The sequence below is a fragment of the Leptospira jelokensis genome, from assembly GCF_004769635.1.
Taxonomy (GTDB): domain Bacteria; phylum Spirochaetota; class Leptospiria; order Leptospirales; family Leptospiraceae; genus Leptospira_A; species Leptospira_A jelokensis.
Window position 1 is genome coordinate 654,681 of sequence record NZ_RQGH01000026.1, and the last position, 20,679, is coordinate 675,359.

A 20,679-nucleotide genomic window follows, 5' to 3' on the forward strand; every position below is an offset into this window, starting at 1 on the left:
CAATCAGACGAAAGGATTACAGAAATTCTATTTATTTTTTTCTAACCACTCTAAGATGAGTTTGGTGACTTCTTCCCGTTTTTCCCAATGGAGGAAATGGCCGGCATGATCAAACCCAATTTTACGAAATCCCCTTGGGAAATCGGTTTCATCCAGAAGGTGTTCGAATAAATTTTTATGGAAACAACCATCGTTCAAACCATAAAGGACTTGGGTTGGAACCGTCACATGGGTGTCAAAAATCCCAACAATACTTTCTCTTCCTGATTCTGTGAACAAATCATTCAGGTTTCGATAATAGGCAAGGGCAGAAGAAAGGATCCCTGGGTTTTGGAAATTGGCTTTGATTTCTGCCAAGTGGTCTTGGTTCGGAGTGAAACCCGGCGACCAGTCTTTCCACAAAAAATCAACCAATGCAAATTGATTGGATCTGATCGTTAACTCAGCAATGTATGGAATTTGGAAGAGTGCCACATACCAAGAATGGATGGTTTGGAGTGGTGCCCATAAAAAAGAGTCTTGGAACGTTTTGAGAAGTGGAACTCCCAAACTTGTGATGGATTTGATTCGATTGGGGTAGTACATCCCAGCAGCATAGGCAATGATTGCTCCCCAATTGTGGCCTACTAAATGGACGGAATCAAAACGACGGTCTTCCATCCATCCAAGGATGTCATTCACCAAATCCACAACATGGAGTTTGTTAGCATGGGATATTGTGGAGGCTTCGTAACCTCGCATAACGGGCGCAATGCACTGGAATCCTTTTTTCCCAATGGTTTCCATTATGGGTGAAAAAGTTTTGTGGTTATCCGGAAAGCCGTGTAAAAAGAGAACAGGATCCCCAGATCCAGTTTCCAATGTGGTAAAAACAGTAGAAGAATTTCTAATTTCCGAATGGTGCATTGTTAACCAACTTTTCTTTAGATTCGGCCTTTCGGAAAAATTGTATCACAATCTCTCTAGCATCCAAGTCCTTACTCAAATAACCGTATTGTTTTTCATTTTGGTAGTAAAAGCCATTTGGCCAAATATGACCGCCACCTGGGATCAAATACCCTTCTACGACTTCTTCGTGCATACAATCGGTCAATTTTGTGTATTCGATATCTCGTTTCCAAAATTGGTTGAGATGCCTTTTTTTGCCTTTTGCCTCTGTTTTACAGGAAAAACCTTTACTCCAAAATTTTAGAGAATCGGCAAAAGACAAAACCTCACCGGCAGGGATACGGTCTGCATTCGGCGTCATATCTTTTGGAATGGAAACGGTTCCTCCATGAATGGGGATCACATCGTCTGCTGTTCCCATGATAAAACCAATGGATTTTGTAGGTGGAGTTGGGCAAATATCCACAATTCCTTTTGACGTTACGGCGGCCACTGAATACCCAGATCGAAATAAATCTTGTGCTTCGCATAACAGACGCTGTGTCATAAATCCACCATTGGAAATTCCAACTGCATGGATGCGACTGTAATCAACTGGAATCTGTTTGTCCAAAAACTGTACCATATCCCGAAAAAATAATACATCTTTTGTATTCCGTTTGTCTGTTAACGAGTGGGGGATATTCCTTCCGTCATTCCACCTGTTTGCAAATCCATCTGGGTATACGGCAATAAAGCCGTATTCTTCTGCCTTTTCCGACATTCGAGATAAATAAATCATCCCTTCTCCACTCCCACCACCACCATGTAAAATAAATACAATGGGCAGTCGCGAGTTGGATTTATTTTTCGGAATGTAATAACGGAAAGTACGAATGATCCCATCGGAAACAATGGATTCCAATGTATGGTCTTTCACTGGTACCACGGAGGGTAAGGATTTACAAAAAAAAGTAAAGGGAATCGTAAACATAAGAATCTGTGTGAAACGAAAAATTTTCTGTAACACCAGAGTCATACAAATAGAGACTCAAAATACTTGATGGTTTCTTGTACTTTTTCATTTCCCTCTAACGGGTATTTGGCGTGGAATTCTTTGTCAACCGTTGGGTCATAAGGTCCGGACTTCCCTTCGAAACAAACTGCCGTTTCAGATAAACAAACCAAACTATGCCAAACACCTGGTTGTAAATCAATGCCTCGTTTTGGGCCTTTGGAAGAAAGTTTATGGTATTCTTGGATCTCTCCATTTTCCCGAAAGATCAAAAAACCGATTTCACCTTCGAGTACAACAAAGGTTTCTGGTTTTGGATCCGATAAATGTCTGTGAGGTGGGATATATGTGTCTTTTGATAATACGTTGAGAAACCTTTGGTACACTTCCTCTTGATTGTGGAAGTTGTGGTTTGTTCGTTTTCGTTCTGCGTGTTTTGCTTTTGTGACGAGGGATCCGATTAAATCGGAATCAATGATTTGTATTTCCTGCAAGTTGACCTTCCAATTCCTGCTCGATGAAGGCTAACATATCCGGAACACATGCCGTACACGTATCAGCCGCTCCCATCTCACGGGCGACTTCTAGTATGGGGCGGTTCGTTTCTTTGACAACATTTAAGATAGTTTCAAAGAAAACTTCTGCACAGTGACACTTGATCATGGTTCTGAGAATCAGTCTCGAAGTTCTCAAAAAAACTGACAAGTACTTTTGGGGAGAAAAAAGGAGATTTTTACTTCTTCGTTTTTTTGGGAGCTTGGTTTTTTTGCGCGTGGACGACCGCCCATTGGGTGAGTTCCATGATGACTTTCTCCAACGATTTGCCATGGGCCGTGATCGAGTATTCCACCCCAGGTGGGAAGGAGTCGATGACCTTTCGGTCAATCAGCTGGATTTTCTCTAGTTCCTTCAGTTCTTTTGACAACATTTTGTCCGTGATGCCAGGGATTTCTTCGCCAATTTCCTTAAATCGTTTGTTTCCGAAGGAAAGGGACATGATGATAGGGAGTTTCCATTTTCCACTCAAAATTTCCAAAGCATCTCGCAAAGGTAGGATGAGATTGGCGCACTCCGTATGGTCTGGCGGGCAGTCTGTAGTTTTCCCTTTTGGCACTCTGCTTCTAACTTCTTTCTCCCTAGCTTGACCGTCAACTGAAGGAAAGATCAGAAATTTAAAGATTTTTTTTCTCCGAATCCCCATAAAATCTATCTAAAGAATAGTAGCTATATAAAAGATAGTTACTATTGAATGTAAATTCAAGGAGAATCAAATGAATCTAAAAACTATTTTCTATTGGGTCACCACGGTGGCCATTTCGCTTCTAATGGCATTTAGTGCTGTCACTTACTTTACAAATCCAGAAGTGGTCGCGGGCTTTCAACATTTAGGGTTTCCCGATTACTTTCGGGTGGAACTTGGGATTGCAAAAATCTTAGGTGCGATCGTATTAATCGTTCCAATCATTCCATCACGAATCAAAGAATGGGCTTATGCTGGATTTGGAATCACATTCATTTCTGCCGCTGTTGCACATTCCCAAAGTGGAGATCCAATTGGAATGGTCATCGCACCCGTTGTGATCTTTGGAATTTTGGTTTCCTCTTATGTTTTGTACCAAAAAACAAAAGTCTAAAAAACAAATAACATAACAGGAATTAGGTTTCAATCAGAATTGAATGGTACAGTTTGTAGTATGGTTGTAAAACTTTTTTCCAAAGGAAACGATTTGCATTGAGAAGGCCCTTCTTTTGGGTCTCTTTCTGCAATTTTTGATTGGAAAGGAGGGTCAGTAGTGTTCGTCGCAGACTCTCTTCATCTTTTGGGTCAAAAAAGACAGCCGAGTCCATCAGAACCTCTGGTAGGACACTTGCATCGGAAGACAAAACAACACAACCGACACTTTGTGCTTCGAGGACAGGAAACCCAAACCCTTCAAAGAGAGAAGGATATACAAACATGGTTGCCCCTTGGTAAGCAAGAGGCAATTGGTCATAAGGGAGATGTTCCAAAAATAAAATTCGATTTGGATTTTGTTTCTGGAAATCCAATAATTCCGTTGGAATTTCTTTGCTGATCCCACCTATCACGAGAGGAAGTTTTAGGGAACCGTCCTTCCATAATGACTCCAGAGTAGACAAAAGGAAGGGAAAGTTTTTATGTGTTTTTCCAATCCCAACAGTAAAGAGATATTGTTTTGGCAAATGATAGGTTTTTATGAAGGAATGAACCTTTGTTTGTGGGCGTTTTGCAAAATTTCCTAAATCAATTCCGTTATAAACTACTGAGATTGTTTCACTACGATAACCAAAACTTTTGACAAGATCGTCTTTCGTGTACTTTGAAACAGCGATGATGGATTTTGCAAACCACTTGATTGACCTTAGAACAATTTGTAAGTAAAGTCGTTTGGCAATCGATGCATGGGTTTCTTTGAAATGGTAAGGGATCAAATCATGAATCGTAACAATGCATTTGCGAAGGTAACGCAGTGGAACATTGAAATGTGGTATGTCTAACACATCCATTTCCGCCATTTTCGGATGGCCCAAAAATTCTTTAGGGGAATAAATCTTTGTTAAATAGGGAACGATTTCCGCATGTTTTGGAAGATCGTATTTTTTTAAAAGAATTGGATCACCAAAGATAAACAATTTTGCATCTTTATTCTTTAAGGACCAAAATTTTAAAATATGTTGGATGCGAATTCCGATCCCAGAATTTTCGATCATCCTTGCATCATATCCAATTTTTTTTTGCATTTGAATGTTGATTATGTCCTTTCGAATCAAAAAAAGGAAATGTATCTTTTCCTAAGAACTCAAGTCTAGTCAAATAAGTAGTGAATATTCTGCATTCAAATTTTGAAAAGCAGGATCACAAGGAACTTACTTTCAAAAAGGAATCGGATGGAAAACTTAATCGAAGAAATCCTAAAACAAATTGGTGAAGATCCAAATCGAGAAGGTCTTGTTAAAACTCCAAATCGTGTCAAAAAAGCTTATGATTTTTTAACCAGTGGGTACAAGGCGGACATCAACCAATTGGTAAATGGTGCGATTTTTGAAGAAAACACGACAGGTATGGTCCTTGTTCGTGATATTGAAATGTATTCCTTATGTGAACACCACTTACTTCCCTTTTATGGAAGGGCACATGTTGCCTACATTCCTAATAAAAAAATCATTGGGATCAGTAAAATTCCAAGGATTGTGGATGTGTTTGCACGAAGACTCCAAGTGCAGGAACGCCTGACCGACCAAATTGCACAGGCCATCCAAGAAACTTTGGACCCATTAGGCGTGGGCGTTGTCATCAAGGCAAAACATTTATGTATGATGATGCGTGGTGTCGAAAAACAAAACTCTGAATTATTCACTTCTAGTTTGCTTGGTTTGTTTAAAACCGATCCAACCACTCGTAGCGAATTTTTAGATCTGATCCGAACCGGCTCACATTAAGTTCAATTTTTAAATTCTTTTTTTCTGATTCATGCTGGACTTTTTTTTAAAAAAGTTCAGTCTTTTTCCTCTAGAGGGACACAATGCCGAAAGAAAGAATCGTGGCACCATCCAAAGAATTCGCCAAACTTGCAAACGTTAGCTTAAAAGAATACAAAACCAAATACAAAGAATCCATCGAAAAACCAGAAAAATTTTGGGCCGAACAAGCAAAACGCCTAACATGGTTTAAAAAATGGAACAAAGTTTTGAAACATGACTTTGCGAAAGCAAAAGTTGAATGGTTTGTCGGTGGCAAACTGAATGTTTCTTATAATTGTTTAGACCGCCATCTCGATTCTCCTCTCAAAAACAAAGCCGCTCTGATTTGGGAGGGTGACAATCCAGACGAATCCAAGGTCCTCACTTATCACGACTTACACCGAGAAGTGAATCACTTCGCCAATGTTCTAAAGAAGTTTAAGGTTAAAAAGGGAGACCGGGTTCTCATTTACCTTCCCATGATCCCTGAACTTGCCATCGCCACTCTTGCCTGCACTCGCATTGGTGCTGTTCACTCCGTTGTGTTTGGTGGGTTTTCACCGGAAGCACTGCTTGGCCGCATTGAAGACTGCAAACCAACTCTTGTGATCACTGCTGATGGTGGTTACCGTGGTGGCAAACCGATAGAACTGAAAAAAAATGTGGATGCGGCCCTCGCAGAAACAAAATCAAAAGTGAATGATGTCATCGTTGTCAAACGCACTGGTGATGAAGGGAATCTCAATTGGATCGAAGGCCGTGACCACTGGTACCATTATTTGATGAAGGATCCTGAAGTGAAAAAGGAATGTCCGGCCGTCGCGATGGATTCGGAAGACCCACTTTTTATCCTTTATACTTCTGGTTCGACTGGAAAACCAAAAGGTGTTTTGCATACAACCGCAGGGTATTTGTTAGGTGCCAATCTTACCTTTGCGACTATTTTTGATTACAAAGATACGGACACCTATTGGTGCACCGCAGACATTGGTTGGATCACAGGCCATAGTTATATTTTGTATGGACCACTTTCCAATGGAGCTACATCCCTAATGTTTGAAGGGGTGCCAAGTTACCCAGACATGGGGCGTTTTTGGGATGTGATTGATAAATACAAGGTTACTGTGTTTTATACAGCACCAACGGCGATCCGTGCTCTTATGCGGGAAGGACTTGAACCTATCAAAAAACGTTCGCTCGCATCACTGCGGTTACTTGGGTCTGTCGGAGAGCCGATCAACCCAGAAGCATGGGAATGGTACTATGCCAATATCGGCAAATCCAAATGCCCAATTGTTGATACTTGGTGGCAAACAGAAACTGGATCCATCATGATCTCAGGGATCCCAGGTGCCATCCCACAAAAACCTGGTTCGGCAAGTTGGCCCTTTTATGGCATCCAACCGGTGCTCGTAGACAACGAAGGAGTAGAGATCAAAGACAAAGGAGAGATTTCAGGAAATCTTTGCATCGCAAAACCATGGCCCTCTATGATGCGCGGCGTGTACGGAGATCCAAAACGATTTTTTGATACCTACTTTTCGCAATTCAAAGGTTATTATTTTACCGGTGATGGGGCAAACCGTGACAAGGAAGGATACTTTCGCATCACAGGAAGAGTGGATGATGTCCTCAATGTTTCGGGACACCGCATTGGTTCTGCGGAAGTGGAAAGTGCTCTTGTGGAACACAAATCAGTAGCAGAAGCTGCCGTTGTAGGATTCCCACATGACATCAAAGGCCAAGGGATTTATGCCTATGTGACAGTGAAACAAGGGGTTGTAACAAATGACCAATTGAAAAAAGAACTCATAGCCATGGTGGAAAAGGTAATTGGGAAAATTGCAAGGCCCGATGTGATCCACTGGGCACCAGGCCTACCCAAAACTCGTTCTGGAAAGATCATGCGTAGGATTTTACGAAAGATTGCCAATAACGAATTTGATACGTTAGGTGACATTAGCACACTTGCGGATCCATCGGTTGTTCAATCTTTAATTGACGATAAGAAAAAATACCATAGTTAGTAAATTTAGCTTTGAATCACAATCTCCTTCAAACTTGAAAAAGTTTTGAAGGGTAATCGTTTGACTACAATTCCTGCGGGAGAGCGGCAAAGGGTCCCATCACTCGCAGGAATTCTGTTTCTTCAAATTCCAAATCCCTTGCTCTGAGCCGCTTTCTATACTCATGTGTTTTGTTTTCATCACGGGTTGAAAACCAATGGATCGAAAAAAGCAAATACTCTCTGTTTTTACGATAGGTTGCTATATGGTTTTCAAGTTCCGTCGCCGTGAGATTTTTTTGGTTTATGAAATCTTTGACTAGAGAGTCAATTGCCAATGTATCTCGGTCTTTCCCAAGGTTCGCATAACTTTGGCGGATGAGAAATAAAATTTCTTTTGCATCGGAGTTAGGATCATACTTGAGTAGATTATAAAATCCCCTACGGAAAAGGCTTAATGCCTCTAAATACCTTTGTTTTTCTTGTAGGAAAACTCCATAACGAGTGAAGTAACGTGTTTCCTTTAAAAACACAGTGGTAGTCCAAATATAAGCTTGCTCCAGTAATTCTGAATTACGACCCCGCCTTGCAAGGATTAATGTTTCATACATACCTTCTTCTCTTGGAAAATAAACAAGGTATCGAAGGCTTAAATCATCCGCTTCCTTCCATTTCCTGTTTTTAATGTTTTTCAGAAGGCTTGTTTGCAGGGCGTCCTTTTCCGAAACAAAGGTTTTATCGGATTCCAAGAGGTTCATGTAGGATTCGTATTCACTTTCCAAACCCAATTGCCTAGATAGGATGGCGGCAAGATACAGTCTGTACTTTGCCTTTGGTTTTTGTTCTAGGTATAATTTTGTATAATAAAGGGCTTCCCTTGGTTTTTTCTCTTTTTCGTAGAAATCGGCTATGTACAAAACCAAATCCAATTGGTCATTCTTACGTTTGACGGATTCTTCGTAGGCATGGATCCCATCAAATAACTGGCCGAGTTTCATGTGGGCCTGGGCAGACAAATTGTAGTACCGGTAATCAGGGTCTGGGTTAAGTTCCTTGGCTTTGATGAGAAAATCGAAGGCTTTGGCGGGTGTTTCTTGGACGATTTTGTCCTCAGCCATTCGGAGAAGGTCCTCGTAGCTGTAGAATGCTTTAACGGGATTGATCACTTCTGGTTCCGCTAAAATTGGGTACAAGGACAGAAATAGACTTGTTACCAGAACACTAAATTGCCATATTCTCCTAGACCGAAGTATCATCTATGGATTCTCATCGGTCATCTTCTAAAATATCTTAGAAATACAAATAAACAATCTCAAAAGAGGATCTCATGAATGTAGAGTTAATCATTATCGTCATGGCGCTCGTTTCCATTGCCACGGCGATTTTCTACGCCGCTAGGGTCGTTCGTATCCAAGTAGGCGCAGATGGTGGCAACGAAAAAGAAACCGCCAAATTAAAAGAAATCTCCGCCGCGATCGCAGAAGGGGCTATGGCCTTCCTGCTCAGAGAATACCGAGTCATTCTGCTTTTTATCAGCTTCATGACGGTACTCATTTACCTTTTATTGGATAACCCAAATACAGAGTTCAACGAAGGAATTTACACTTCGATCGCTTTTGTCTCAGGTGCCCTGATTTCCTGCCTTTCTGGATTTATTGGGATGAAAATTGCGACTGCCGGGAACGTAAGAACGGCCCAAGCGGCAAAAACTTCCCTTTCCAAAGCATTCCGCGTGGCATTTGACTCTGGAGCGGTAATGGGCTTTGGTCTTATCGGACTTGCTGTCCTTGGGATGATTGGTCTTTTCCTTCTCTTCATCGGAGCAAACACAACTGTCGCAAAACACATCCTTATGGAGTCTCTCGCTGGGTTTGGTCTTGGTGGATCTTCAGTAGCACTCTTTGGTCGTGTGGGTGGTGGTATTTATACAAAAGCCGCAGACGTTGGTGCTGACCTTGTTGGAAAGGTAGAAAAAGGAATCCCAGAAGATGACCCTCGTAACCCAGCAACGATTGCTGATAACGTAGGAGACAACGTGGGTGATATCGCAGGTATGGGTGCTGACCTTTTTGGTTCCGCTGCCGAAGCAACTTGTGCGGCTCTTGTGATTGGTGCTACCGCATCTGCTCTTGCTGACAATAACTCTGCACTTCTCTATCCACTTTTAATTTCTGCAATTGGAATCCCAGCGTCTCTCATCACTACTTTTTTTGCCCGAGTGAAAGAAGGTGGAAATGTTGAAAAGGCTCTCAAACTCCAACTTTGGATTTCCACTTTCATCGTAGCAGGTGCACTTTACTTTGCAACTGACCTCTTTATGATTGATAGTTTCCAAATTGGAGACAAAACCATTACAAAATGGAATGTGTACACTTCAGTCGCATTAGGTTTGTTTGCTGGTATGTTTATCGGTTGGATCACAGAGATTTATACGTCTCATTCTTACAAACCAGTACGTGAAGTCGCTGATGCTTGTGATACAGGTGCGGCTACCAACATCATTTACGGTTTGGCACTTGGTTATAAGTCTACCGTAGTTCCTGTGATCTTACTTGTGATCGTGATTGTAATTTCCAATATCCTGGCTGGTATGTATGGAATTGCGATCGCAGCCATTGGTATGATCTCTACCATCGCAATTGGTCTGACCATTGATGCTTACGGTCCCGTGTCTGATAACGCAGGTGGGATTGCAGAGATGGCAGAACTTGGAAAAGAAGTACGCGATCGAACTGACAACTTGGATGCAGCAGGGAACACAACTGCGGCCGTTGGAAAAGGATTTGCAATCGGATCTGCGGCCCTTACATCCTTGGCACTTTTTGCTGCCTTTATCACAAGAACACAAAATGCTTCCAAGGAAATGGGAGAAGGTGCGATTGATTTAACTTCGATCGAACTTCTTGATCCATTGGTATTTGGTGGTCTTCTTTTTGGTGCTATGCTTCCTTTTATCTTCTCTGCCATGACCATGAAGTCGGTGGGAAAAGCGGCACTTGACATGGTAAAAGAAGTGCGTCGCCAATTCAAAGAGATCCCTGGTCTTATGGAAGGGAAAGCAAAACCTGAGTATGCAAAATGTGTGGATATCTCTACTTCTGCAGCTCTTCGTGAAATGATCCCTCCAGGACTTCTCGTCCTCCTTAGCCCAATTGTTGTGGGATACTTGTTTGGTGTGAAGTCCCTTGCAGGCCTTCTTGCTGGAGCTCTTGTGTCTGGAGTGGTGCTTGCAATTTCTTCCGCTAACTCTGGTGGAGCATGGGACAATGCGAAAAAGTACATTGAAAAAACTGCTGGTGGAAAAGGTTCTGAAAAACACAAAGCAGCAGTGGTTGGTGATACAGTTGGGGATCCGTTCAAAGATACATCTGGTCCTGCGATCAATATTCTCATCAAACTGATGGCAATCACCTCACTCGTGTTTGCTGAGTTTTTTGTGACAAAAGGTGGAATCATTTTAAATTTCTTCAAATAAGAATGAAATTGATCCCAACAGGTTGGTGCTTTCTAAATTGAAAGCCCAACGCAATTCTAAAAGATGAATGAAGTCTTTAGAGTTTGGAACATTTAAGTAAGAGAAGCCGGCGGTAACGTCGGCTTCTTTATTTTATAGTGTCGTAAAACTAAAACTTGTATTGGTCCCAAGCGTGAGGCCAAAGATGGATTGGATGTTTTGGTTCAGTGTGATTGTGTAGGTGACCCCAGAGGTGAGGGCACTCGTGGGTGTGAGCGTGATGGTTCGATTGGAAGAACCGCCCGTAAGGCTTGGGCAGGAAGGGGAACAGGTGATATTGGTGTTCAGCGAGGTTGGTTCGATGGCCTGTGTCATCACGATGGTAATGGTTGGGGATACACTGACACCAGTGGCTCCATTGGAAGGGATTGTGGATTCAATCGTGAATGTTTCTGAAGTCTGAGTGACAAGTGGTAAAACAAAAATACCAAGAATTGAGGGTGAAGGTTTTGGAACACAGTGCATGTTAAGAAAAAGAAATACAAATAGGATTGTGATTTTTTTCCGCATGACCATTGGCTCTATTCTTAGTTTCGACTAATTTCCCTTGGTTACCGTACATAGTTTTGCGTAAATCCCGAGGAAATTATAGGTTTCTAATTCAATGGACGTAATTTCCTTTAAGTTTCCTTGTTTTTGGGCTCCTTCGACAGATGCGTCACCAATGGAAATGAGACCAAGATACGATTTTGCACAGGCAAAACCTTCCTTTGTGGCCAAATTGCCAGTCTCCATCAGTGAGATCCTCTGGTTTTCATACAGAAGGCCTTGGGTACCAAATCCAGAACTTGCACAATTTTGAACAATAAAAGTGAAGGTGACCAAACTTAGAATCCGAAACCACAAGGAATGGGATGTTGCGAGGCGGAGTTTTTGATTCATAAGGAATAAGCCAAAGGTTCGCATTGAATTGAATTTGAACATCGCAATGGATAGTAGGAACACGGAATGAATTTGATGGTATGGATTATTTTTGGAGTTCTTTGTCCAAAAGATTGGAAAGTTTGTTTTGCAATAGGATGATATCATCATAGAGTTTTTCAATTTGTTCTTCTTTTTTTCGAATTTTGTCAGTTAAGGCATCCAAAGACTTATTCGGTTTGTTTGTTTTTTTGGAATGAAAATCTTTGAGTTTTGATTCAATCTCTTCATAGATCAAACCACTCTTCAATTTTTTTGAAAACTCTTTTAATGATTCAATGTTTTGGTTCATTTGCCAGTCACTCGTAAACAAAGTTCTTGGAAAAAAAAATATTGGTTTTTATAAAAATGATCTACACTATGAATTTCTTTGAATCGAGAATTTTTAGGCATCCAATCATAACTGGCATTCCCAATGCTCACAAGTCCAAAATAGTTTGTTGTACATGATTCCACAAAGGTATCACCGGGAATTGGAATTTTTCCCGGCGAATGCCAACCAGATTGTCCTTTGTTTTGCAAAATTGTGATGGAAGGATTCCCCACTTGGATGCTGATGCAAGTGCCAAAAAAGAGAATCCAACCAAACAAAACAAAAGGCAAAAGACATTTCATCCCAAATTAGTTGGTATCAAAAAAGTAAAAATAGGAGAATCGAATCCCTCGATCGATCGCATTGTCTGCCTTTGGCAAAACTCCAAATGAGAAACTGAAACTAAAGGTTCCAAAACTTTCAGTATTCATTGAAATCCCCGGATAAAAATTAAAGTACCGTAGGTTTTTATCTGCGGTTTTATCGAAAGGCTCTCTATATTCCAACTCTGTAAATATTCGAACCGAGTCAGAGATGCCAAAGGACGGTGCAATTCCTACTTGGTAATATCGTTTGAATTCCTCTAATTTTGATTCTCTACCATGGCGATTGGTTTCTGTTTGGAAACGGAATTCAGTCATGATTTGGAAAATACCCGACTTGTAACCCAAACCAAAATTTGGACGGATCAAGTAATACTCTGGATTTTCATATTCTCGAAATAGGGAATTTCTTTTTTTATCATAAACTCGAAGTCCACCACCAATTAAAAATTGAGAACTACCTGATTCGAATACCTTTCCATATTTGAGTCCAACATTGTATCTGTCCCAAGTGACTTCTTTGGCAGTATCGGTCTGCGAATATTCTGTACGTCCGAGAGATGAGATGACGGAAAATGAATCACTAAATTTGTATTCACCTTCTACACTTACGTTTTTATTAATCTCTTTGACTGAATTAAAATTTTTATCCCAATAACCAATATTGCCTCTGATTTTAGAATAAACGGCGACAGGCTCTACTTGCAAAGGATGTGCGAACCCGTTTTGATTGTGTTGCGCAAGGACTGCCGTTATGGATGTGAAAAAAATCGTGATGAATAAATAAGTCTGTTTCATGATTAAAAACCTACATTTGTGATTGGGTAAATGGCTCTTGCAAATTTGTCAGTCAGTAGAGTATAACCTAAGTTATTTGCATGGATACAATCTAACATAAACTCAGGGCGGGAACTAGGTTTTCCACCCAAGGTATTACGTAGGTCTACATAAATCAAATTTGGTTCTTCTCTTGTGATATCGACTAACAAATTATTAAATGCATCAAGTTGCGTAGAAGTAAAGGCAGCTGCATCTGGTAAAACAAGTCCCACTCGATCAAATTTTGATTTACAACCTTCATCGGAGCTAGCGATCACAGGTGTCATAAATGGATTTGGATAATCATACCCATGAATGATCCATTTCAAAGGTGCACCACCAAATTTAGAAATTTTATAAGCATTTCCTGTGATGATGAGTTGTTTTAAATTAGCTTTGATGGTTGCAAATCTTTGGGCTTGAACAGCATCAACGTTTCCAATGTATTCGGCCAAATTGGCTTGGATGTCATTTCCGCCTAACGAAAGTAATATAACTTTCATATCAGCCCCGCCTTGGTCGATGACTTGGAACTGTAGGCCTTGGCTTACAACTTGTTGGAGCGTTTTTCCGCCAAGGGTAGCACCTACAAATTTGTATTGGAATCGATTTTCCAACTGAGGCCTAAGTGTTTCCACAAATGGATATCCAAATAAAAGATCGGTCCAGCTATCCCCAATGATACCGGTTCTTGCAGGAGTCTCCCCATTACAAACAGCAAAGGAAGTACAAAGTAAATTAGACTCGAAGTCAGCGAGGGGATCTTTTTTGGTATCACAGTGGATGAGTACGAAACTGATTCCGATTGTCAGAAATATTTTTAACGTTTTCATTATTTGTTTTCTTCCTTCCAGATATGGTTCATGATATAAGCGCACGATAGATCGCCGGTCAGATTTACTGAAGTTCTACACATATCCAAAAACCGGTCAACACCAAAAAGAATTGCGATACCTTCAACGGGAATGTGAAAGGTATACAGGATGGACGAGAGGATGACGAGCCCAACACCAGGTGTGGCAGCGGTACCAATGGAAGCTGCGGTCACAGTTCCAACTAACAAAAATAAATCTACTGTACTCAGTTCAATTTGGTAAACTTGGCTGAGAAAAACTGTGGCCACAGCTTGGTAGAGGGCAGTCCCATCCATATTGATTGTTGCTCCGAGTGGCAAAACAAAATCGGAAACTGTTTCTTTTAGTTTTAATTTTTCTTTCGCCACTTTTAAGGAATAAGGGAGGACTGAACTCGAACTGGAAGTGGAAAATCCAAGGATTGGAATTTCTCTGATTTGGCTGAGAAATCGGAGGGGATTTTCTCTGGTAAAAAATAAAATCATCAAACTATAAAAAACTAAAATGAGAAAAAGTCCACCTAACACGGTTACGATATAGGTGAAAAGTCCGAATACCAAAGAAAATCCAATTTGCACCATTGCATAACTCATCAGACCAAGTACGGCAAGAGGTGCCAGTTTCATGGCCAAAGCAACAACCCATAAACAAAAACTTTCTAAGGAATGGCAAAAGGCTTTTAGTGCGGTTCCCGATTCTCTGGATGTCAAAAAAAAGACACCCAGGATCATTCCCAAAAAAACAATGGATAACATTTGTTGTTTGGACCATACGTTTACAATATTTTTTGGAATGATGTTTGCGATGATTTCTGGGATAGATTCCTCTTTTTCTTTTTTTTCTAAGGTAGACGTGTCAGAGCTTTCCGAAGTTTGATTTTGGATTTTTGTTTGGATTTGTAATCCAGGTTTTGTGGTTGTTGTTAATAAAATGCCAATGCTTACAGAAACAATGGTTGTAAATATAAAATAAAGTAATGTTTTACTCCCTAAACTCCAAAGGTCTTTTAGATTCTTCAAACTTGAGACACCTAATGCAATGGATACGATTACGAGTGGAATCATAATCATCTGCAAAAGATTTAAAAAAACATCCCCCGGCAATTTGAACCAGACTAAGTAAGGTTTGATTGATTCAGAAGAAACCAAACCAAATTCAGGATTGAGTGTGATTCCGAAACACAAACCTAACACTAAAGCGATGAGGATTTGTATCCAAAAGGCAATTTTGGGTAAAGACATTCCCAAATATTGGAATTTGGAAAATCTATGTAAATGAAATTTAATTAAATGCTGATGTAAGTCTGGAAGAGTTGGATTTTGTGAAAGATTTTTGCACCATTTTTGATTTTACGCATCTCTACGGTATACTCGTCTTTTGCTCTTTGGATTTCTTTCATCGTTTTGTGAAGGACTGCTTTTTTTTCAGGTCGGTTGTCCCATTTATAAGCAGCTTCTTGTCTCATCAGTTTTTCTTCTAATTGGCGGATGGTTTTTTGGTGGGAAAGTTCTACTTTGTATTCTTCCTTTTGGAAAATGGAGAGAGTTTCCTTTCTTAAAATTTCTTTTTTGTTTTCCGCTTCCTTTTCCACTATTGGATAACATTGGATAAAGGCTTCTTCTAGTTTTGAGAGTGGGATTTCTCTCTCAGGAACGTAAGTTTTTCCTTCCATCCATTCTTTGGGTTTATCTGTGAGTAATACGGTTTTCTTTTTCTTTACGTCATATTCGATAAAAAATAAGTCTTTCCGTTTTAGGGAAAATTCAAACTCTACTTGGAAAACAAAAAGGATTTTTTGTCCTAATTCTTCAGAGTATAAATATTTTTTCTTACGACCCACATTACTTTGTGTAAGTAACTCTGTTACCTTTTCGACAAAGGGATGGCCAAATGCCATAAATTCTAAGGAATCATTTGTAAGTGCTAAATCAGAATCAAAGGTAGCTTTTTTGATTTTTCCTTCAGCATTTTTATATTCATACGAACCTTTGCTAACGGCCGTTAAGGTACCAGGCAATTGGTTTTGAAAAAACTTAGATCCTTCGGATACCACTTCTTCTAAATGGCTATTGTTCCACTCTCTTTCTTCGAGGGTATGATCATAATAATCCTTTAAATTAAAATCTAAAACCTTAGGAGTCACAAGTGCATTTAGTTTTTCAAATCCCTTTTGTGCCACCTGTATCCGTAAATCAAATTCAGTTTCTAATTCTTCCTTAGTTTTTGTTCCTGTGATAAACTTCATCAAACTAGAATTAAAATCTAATTCTTCTTCGATGGTACCAAGCAAATCATCGGAAGCACCAATTGATTCTTCAAACAATCTGATTTTGTTTGTTAAAACTTCTAAAATTCTTTCCGCTACTGTATCTTTGGAGGCAAAGTTAAAGATATACACATTGTCTTTTTGACCAAACCGGTGGATCCTTCCTATCCTTTGTTCAATTTTTAATGGGCTCCATGGAAGATCATAGTTAAACAATATATTTGCGAATTGTAAGTTACGCCCTTCGCCACCAGCTTCTGTACAAATTAAAATTTCATAGTCTTCTTTGAACTTTTGGATCGCAACTTCCTTTTCATCCATGCTAAGTGATCCATGGAATGGAGAAACTTTAAAGTCAGGTTCAAGGACAGATTGTAAGTGGTCTTGTGTGGTTCGAAATTGTGTGAAGATGATAAATTTTTTATGACCTTCTTTTTTCAAACGATAAAGTGTTTCTTTTAATTTTTGGGTTTTTTTATCTTCTTTAATTTGTTTTCCCAAATGGATCAATCGATTGAGTGTGAAAAGCTCACGTTTGATCCTTTGGAAACTAGACATCTCTTCGTCTTCCAGTTCTGTGATGAAGTCTTCAACACCTTCTGTTTCGTCCAAATCCCAATCGTCCAAATTGGTTTCATGTTCTTTCATATAGTGGAATTTGGATTCCAACATAAACTTTCTTTTTTGAAGGGCTGATAATAATGCGATCACCGAAGAATCCAATAGTTTTTGGAAAACTACCATTACAAATCCAATGGCACGGTTTTTGGTTCCCATTGCCATATTGTATTCGCGTTTTACATATTCAGTTGTTTCATCGTAAAACGCACGTTCAATGGGTGATAAATCAATTCGTACTGTTTTTGCAAAACGTTTGGTAAAACCGCCTACTTCGACTTTACGTCGACGGAGTAATACTTTTGAGATTTTCTCTTTTAAATCCCCTTTTTGGCCTACTACATAGTCATTGATAAAGGTATGGTATGGTCCCAAAATATTGGGATCAACTAAATGCATAAGGTAAAAAAGTTCCTCTAACTTCCCTCTGAATGGTGTGGCAGTGAGTAGGAGTAAACATTCAGTTTTACGAGCAATTTTTTCTGCAAATAGATAACCACGTGTGATTTTCGAATAATCACGACGAAGCCTATGCGCTTCATCAAATACAACGATATCCCATTTGGTTCCTAAAATTTCTTCTGCATACCTTGGATTCTTAATGAAATCGATGGAAGTAATGATTTTGTTAAAATTCCTCCAATGATCGGGACCATTGGTTACGAAATTCCGGCGACGAACAATTGCAAATTCCTCATTGAATTTGTTTTTCATCTCTTGTTGCCATTGCACAAGGAGTGGTGATGGAGCAACAACCAACACTCGTTTGAGTCCACGGCGAAACATCAATTCTTTAACAGCAAGACCCGCTTCGATTGTTTTTCCAAGACCAACTTCATCAGCCAAAATAAATCGTGGTTTTAAACTATTGGCCACAATGAATGTAGATTCAATTTGGTGAGGTAATAAACGAGTCCGGGAATTAGAAAGCGAAGAAAGTTTATTAAAATTATATGTGAGTTTGAGTTGGCTTGCAGTGAGTGCAAGTTCCATTGCCTTTGGGAATTCTTCCCAAACTTTAAGAGATTCAGGGTATTGGTTTAAAAAATGTAAATTACGATTCGATTTGTTAACTGTTCTAAAAATTTCTTTGGATTCAAAGAATAATTCAACAGACGTAGATGTTTCTTTTGCAATTTTTGCGAGACCTAACTCAGGTTCGTCGACTAGAAACCCATACTCTATTGATTGTTTTGGTTCAACTGTAGTTTCAAAATCTAAACTTAACTGAGTAGGGATATCCATCAAACTCCTTTCTGATTTCCCCAAAGCACTTTATGAATTTGAAGCGACAAACGACTCTTAGGTGGGTTGTCTATTTTAATCCATTCAACTAGTTCTTTGGCATCCACTTCACCGTGGACTGGCGAATACAATATATTTGTCTGTATTTTTTGTTCGCGAATGACTTCGACACTTCTTTCAAAGTCGATTCTATCTCGCACAACGAACTTAATTTCGTCAAGTGAATTATGTCTCTTTTCTAATATCTGGAAATTTTCTAGGTCCATTCGGTTTTCCATTCCGGAGCCTGGGAGTTTGTAATCCATGGTAAAAATAAAAAATGGATCCATAGTGATTTTTTCACTGCCATTGGTTTCCACTCGGGATGCGGGGTAAGGTTGATTGTGTTCCTTGCGAAAGGAATAGATGGATTCGGCGATCGAAATGGATAGGGTACGGTTTTCTCCCTCGAGTGGTTCTCCCCCAGTTAATAAAATTTGGAACCCATGGTCTTTGTCTAAGGCTTTGATTTCATCCAAGATGGCGGGGAGAGTTTTTGTTTCCCCTTGGTTTGGCCCAAGTGCATAGGGAGTATCACACCAAAGGGATTTTGTTTCTGTTTTTCCACAGCGGAGAGAACATCCGGCAAAGCGAACAAATACAGTAGGGATCCCTTGTGAAATTCCTTCACCAGAAATAGAAGAATAGATTTCATGAATTTTTCCAAACATGGTAATTTGCCTTCCTGTCAGTATAATTGAAATTGTTCTTGCGAAAACATTAATTCGGAATTTGCTTTTAGGGTCATGTTTTTAGAAGCAAAATTGGAATACCCGATCATCCATGAGAAGGAAATCCAAGAAAACCATCTATTGTTACGATTTCGAACTCCAGCCAATCCAAAGGTGGAAGAACGCAAACCCCTTGTGATTGGTCTTGCCATCGACAAAAGTTGGTCGATGAAAGGAGAAAAGATGGAGGCTGTCATTGATGCATCTTGTGCACTCGTCAATTGGTTAACAAGACATGATGCTGTATCCATCGTTGCCTACTCTTCTGACGTACAACTCATCCAACCTGTCACCCACCTAACAGAAAAAGTTTCTGTGACGGATAAAATTCGTAATATCCAAGTGGCAACTTCAACTAATTTGAGTGGAGGATGGTTATCAGCACTCAAAAGTCTTAGTCAATCCAAAATCCCAAATGCCTATAAACGAGTGATCTTATTAACAGATGGCAATCCCACTCTCGGGATCAAAGAAAAGGATGCATTGGTGACGATTGCAAGTGACCATTTGGCGATGGGAATCTCTACCACAACGATTGGAGTTGGTAATGATTTCAACGAAGAGATGTTAGTTGGAATCGCAAAAGCAGGAGGTGGGAATTTTTATTACATTGATAACCCTGAAAATGCATCAGATATATTTTTTGAAGAGTTTGGAGACATTGGGGCACTGTATGCACAGGCCATTGATGTTGAACTACAAATGGCACCTGGAGTACGCCTGAAACAAGTGTTATCGGAAACTTCGCACCAAGTGTTGGAAGAGTTTGATGAATTTTTAGGTGATGCCAAAACCATATCTCGTCAAAAAATCAATCTGCAATTAGGAGACTTACGAGCTGATGACCTTCGCAGTTTGGTGTTACGACTAGAAATAGATGACCGTGTCCACCAAACAAATACTCCTTTTTGTGAAGTGAATGTTTCTTATTATAATTTGTTAAAACAAAATGTATTAGAATCCGTAAAAGAATCTTTTTCTTTTGAAAGGGGAAACAACCGAGGGAAACAAGACCCAGATGTGCTTGTAGAAATTCTGATTGCAAATGCTACGGTTGGGATGAGAGAAATCACCGAATTTGTAAAAAAAGGCCAAAAGGAAGACGCCAAAACGATGTTATATGGTCTCATCCAAGACATTCGAAATAATGTACACTTTGCTCCCAATGCTTTAGGCTCACTACTTGGCCGGTTACAGGCATTAGAATCAAAAATGGATACAAAATCTGAAGATTTACACAAACATCTTTTTATGAATTCACAAATGTTGTCAAAAGGGCCTGAAAAAATTGATTTAAAGGACGTAGTTGTTCACAACAAAATATTTGAATACCATACGGTTGGGGATATTGATTTGTACAAATGCCCAGAAATCAAACAATTGATGGAACAAAAAATGTCGGAAGGGTACCGCTATATGATATTTGATTTTTCTCATACTTCTCATATCGATTCTTCAGCGATCGGGATGGTGATTCAAATTGTCGGTTGGTTGCGAAGGAGGGGTGGAGAACTTGTGGTCGCTAATATCCGAGACTCAGTGAAAAAGATTTTTGAAATCACTCGGTTGTACAACCACATCCGAGTGGCAGAAAATTTATCCTCTGCAAACGAAGTATTACAGAGGATTGTTTATACTAAGGAAGGAGACGAAATCAACTAAGATACAA

At 39.8% G+C, this 20,679-nt stretch carries 21 protein-coding genes; 5 read left to right on the plus strand and 16 right to left on the minus strand.

Features of this window, described 5'->3' with window-relative positions:
- Positions 1–27: 27 nt before the first annotated feature.
- The 5 genes from EHQ62_RS13075 to EHQ62_RS13095 form a co-directional block, all read right to left on the minus strand.
- Positions 28–906: an alpha/beta fold hydrolase gene (locus tag EHQ62_RS13075; protein ID WP_135643417.1), complete on the minus strand. Its 879-nt coding sequence runs from the start codon at positions 904–906 to the stop codon at positions 28–30.
- Positions 887–1,861, minus strand: a complete 975-nt coding sequence (locus tag EHQ62_RS13080) for a CE1 family esterase (protein WP_135643798.1) — start codon at positions 1,859–1,861, stop codon at positions 887–889. The genes EHQ62_RS13075 and EHQ62_RS13080 overlap by 20 nt, the downstream gene beginning before the upstream one ends.
- Before the next feature lie 41 nt (positions 1,862–1,902).
- On the minus strand, positions 1,903–2,376 hold the full coding sequence (locus EHQ62_RS13085) for a WbuC family cupin fold metalloprotein (protein ID WP_135643419.1): 474 nt from the start codon (positions 2,374–2,376) through the stop codon (positions 1,903–1,905).
- Positions 2,354–2,545 (minus strand): (2Fe-2S)-binding protein, encoded by a 192-nt coding sequence (locus tag EHQ62_RS13090; RefSeq protein ID WP_135620168.1) that lies wholly within the window; start codon positions 2,543–2,545, stop codon positions 2,354–2,356. The genes EHQ62_RS13085 and EHQ62_RS13090 overlap by 23 nt, the downstream gene beginning before the upstream one ends.
- 70 nt (positions 2,546–2,615) lie before the next feature.
- Positions 2,616–2,996 carry a winged helix-turn-helix transcriptional regulator gene (locus EHQ62_RS13095; RefSeq protein WP_135643421.1) on the minus strand — a complete coding sequence of 127 codons (381 nt, stop codon included), beginning with the start codon at positions 2,994–2,996 and terminating at the stop codon, positions 2,616–2,618.
- 157 nt (positions 2,997–3,153) lie between these two features.
- Here EHQ62_RS13095 and EHQ62_RS13100 point away from each other — a divergent pair, with 157 nt between their 5' ends.
- Positions 3,154–3,516, plus strand: a complete 363-nt coding sequence (locus tag EHQ62_RS13100; protein ID WP_135643423.1) for a DoxX family protein — start codon at positions 3,154–3,156, stop codon at positions 3,514–3,516.
- Between the two features lie 22 nt (positions 3,517–3,538).
- On the opposite strand, the gene EHQ62_RS13105 is transcribed toward EHQ62_RS13100, so the two are convergent.
- Positions 3,539–4,642, minus strand: a complete 1,104-nt coding sequence (locus EHQ62_RS13105) for a glycosyltransferase family 4 protein (protein WP_135643425.1) — start codon at positions 4,640–4,642, stop codon at positions 3,539–3,541.
- Positions 4,643–4,789: 147 nt separating this feature from the next.
- Here EHQ62_RS13105 and folE point away from each other — a divergent pair, with 147 nt between their 5' ends.
- Both folE and acs read left to right on the plus strand, forming a co-directional pair.
- Entirely contained in the window at positions 4,790–5,341 is a 552-nt protein-coding gene (folE, locus tag EHQ62_RS13110) for a GTP cyclohydrolase I FolE (protein WP_012390367.1), read from the plus strand.
- Between the two features lie 83 nt (positions 5,342–5,424).
- Positions 5,425–7,389 carry an acetate--CoA ligase gene (gene acs / locus EHQ62_RS13115; protein ID WP_135643427.1) on the plus strand — a complete coding sequence of 655 codons (1,965 nt, stop codon included), beginning with the start codon at positions 5,425–5,427 and terminating at the stop codon, positions 7,387–7,389.
- Between the two features lie 64 nt (positions 7,390–7,453).
- Here the strand turns inward: acs and EHQ62_RS13120 are convergent, their stop codons facing one another.
- Complete coding sequence (locus EHQ62_RS13120; RefSeq protein ID WP_244241768.1) at positions 7,454–8,485, minus strand: tetratricopeptide repeat protein; 1,032 nt, start codon at positions 8,483–8,485, stop codon at positions 7,454–7,456.
- A gap of 209 nt (positions 8,486–8,694) precedes the next feature.
- Between EHQ62_RS13120 and EHQ62_RS13125 the strand changes: the two genes are divergently transcribed.
- Positions 8,695–10,842, plus strand: a complete 2,148-nt coding sequence (locus EHQ62_RS13125; RefSeq protein WP_135643431.1) for a sodium-translocating pyrophosphatase — start codon at positions 8,695–8,697, stop codon at positions 10,840–10,842.
- Between the two features lie 132 nt (positions 10,843–10,974).
- Here the strand turns inward: EHQ62_RS13125 and EHQ62_RS13130 are convergent, their stop codons facing one another.
- From EHQ62_RS13130 to EHQ62_RS13170, 9 genes are all read right to left on the minus strand, one after another.
- The gene (locus tag EHQ62_RS13130; RefSeq protein ID WP_208720677.1) at positions 10,975–11,397 is read right to left on the minus strand and encodes an Ig-like domain-containing domain; all 423 of its coding nucleotides are present in this window, start codon (positions 11,395–11,397) and stop codon (positions 10,975–10,977) included.
- A 21-nt stretch (positions 11,398–11,418) separates the two neighbouring features.
- The gene (locus tag EHQ62_RS13135) at positions 11,419–11,763 is read right to left on the minus strand and encodes a TRL-like family protein (protein WP_135643435.1); all 345 of its coding nucleotides are present in this window, start codon (positions 11,761–11,763) and stop codon (positions 11,419–11,421) included.
- 85 nt (positions 11,764–11,848) lie between these two features.
- Complete coding sequence (locus EHQ62_RS13140) at positions 11,849–12,094, minus strand: hypothetical protein (protein ID WP_135643437.1); 246 nt, start codon at positions 12,092–12,094, stop codon at positions 11,849–11,851.
- Entirely contained in the window at positions 12,091–12,405 is a 315-nt protein-coding gene (locus EHQ62_RS13145; protein WP_244241770.1) for a TRL-like family protein, read from the minus strand. Before EHQ62_RS13145 ends, EHQ62_RS13140 begins: the two co-directional genes overlap by 4 nt.
- A gap of 18 nt (positions 12,406–12,423) precedes the next feature.
- A complete protein-coding gene (locus EHQ62_RS13150) occupies positions 12,424–13,236 on the minus strand; it encodes a hypothetical protein (RefSeq protein ID WP_135643441.1) in 813 nt (270 codons plus the stop codon).
- Positions 13,237–13,238: 2 nt separating this feature from the next.
- Positions 13,239–14,090 carry an SGNH/GDSL hydrolase family protein gene (locus tag EHQ62_RS13155; RefSeq protein WP_135643443.1) on the minus strand — a complete coding sequence of 284 codons (852 nt, stop codon included), beginning with the start codon at positions 14,088–14,090 and terminating at the stop codon, positions 13,239–13,241.
- Entirely contained in the window at positions 14,090–15,352 is a 1,263-nt protein-coding gene (locus tag EHQ62_RS13160; protein ID WP_135643445.1) for a dicarboxylate/amino acid:cation symporter, read from the minus strand. Before EHQ62_RS13160 ends, EHQ62_RS13155 begins: the two co-directional genes overlap by 1 nt.
- Positions 15,353–15,396: 44 nt before the next feature.
- Entirely contained in the window at positions 15,397–18,240 is a 2,844-nt protein-coding gene (locus tag EHQ62_RS13165) for a DEAD/DEAH box helicase (protein WP_135643805.1), read from the minus strand.
- The gene (locus EHQ62_RS13170) at positions 18,240–18,950 is read right to left on the minus strand and encodes a 7-carboxy-7-deazaguanine synthase QueE (RefSeq protein WP_135643447.1); all 711 of its coding nucleotides are present in this window, start codon (positions 18,948–18,950) and stop codon (positions 18,240–18,242) included. The genes EHQ62_RS13165 and EHQ62_RS13170 overlap by 1 nt, the downstream gene beginning before the upstream one ends.
- 75 nt (positions 18,951–19,025) lie before the next feature.
- On the opposite strand from EHQ62_RS13170, the gene EHQ62_RS13175 reads away from it, so the two are divergent.
- Entirely contained in the window at positions 19,026–20,672 is a 1,647-nt protein-coding gene (locus tag EHQ62_RS13175; protein WP_208720678.1) for a VWA domain-containing protein, read from the plus strand.
- Positions 20,673–20,679: the final 7 nt, after the last annotated feature.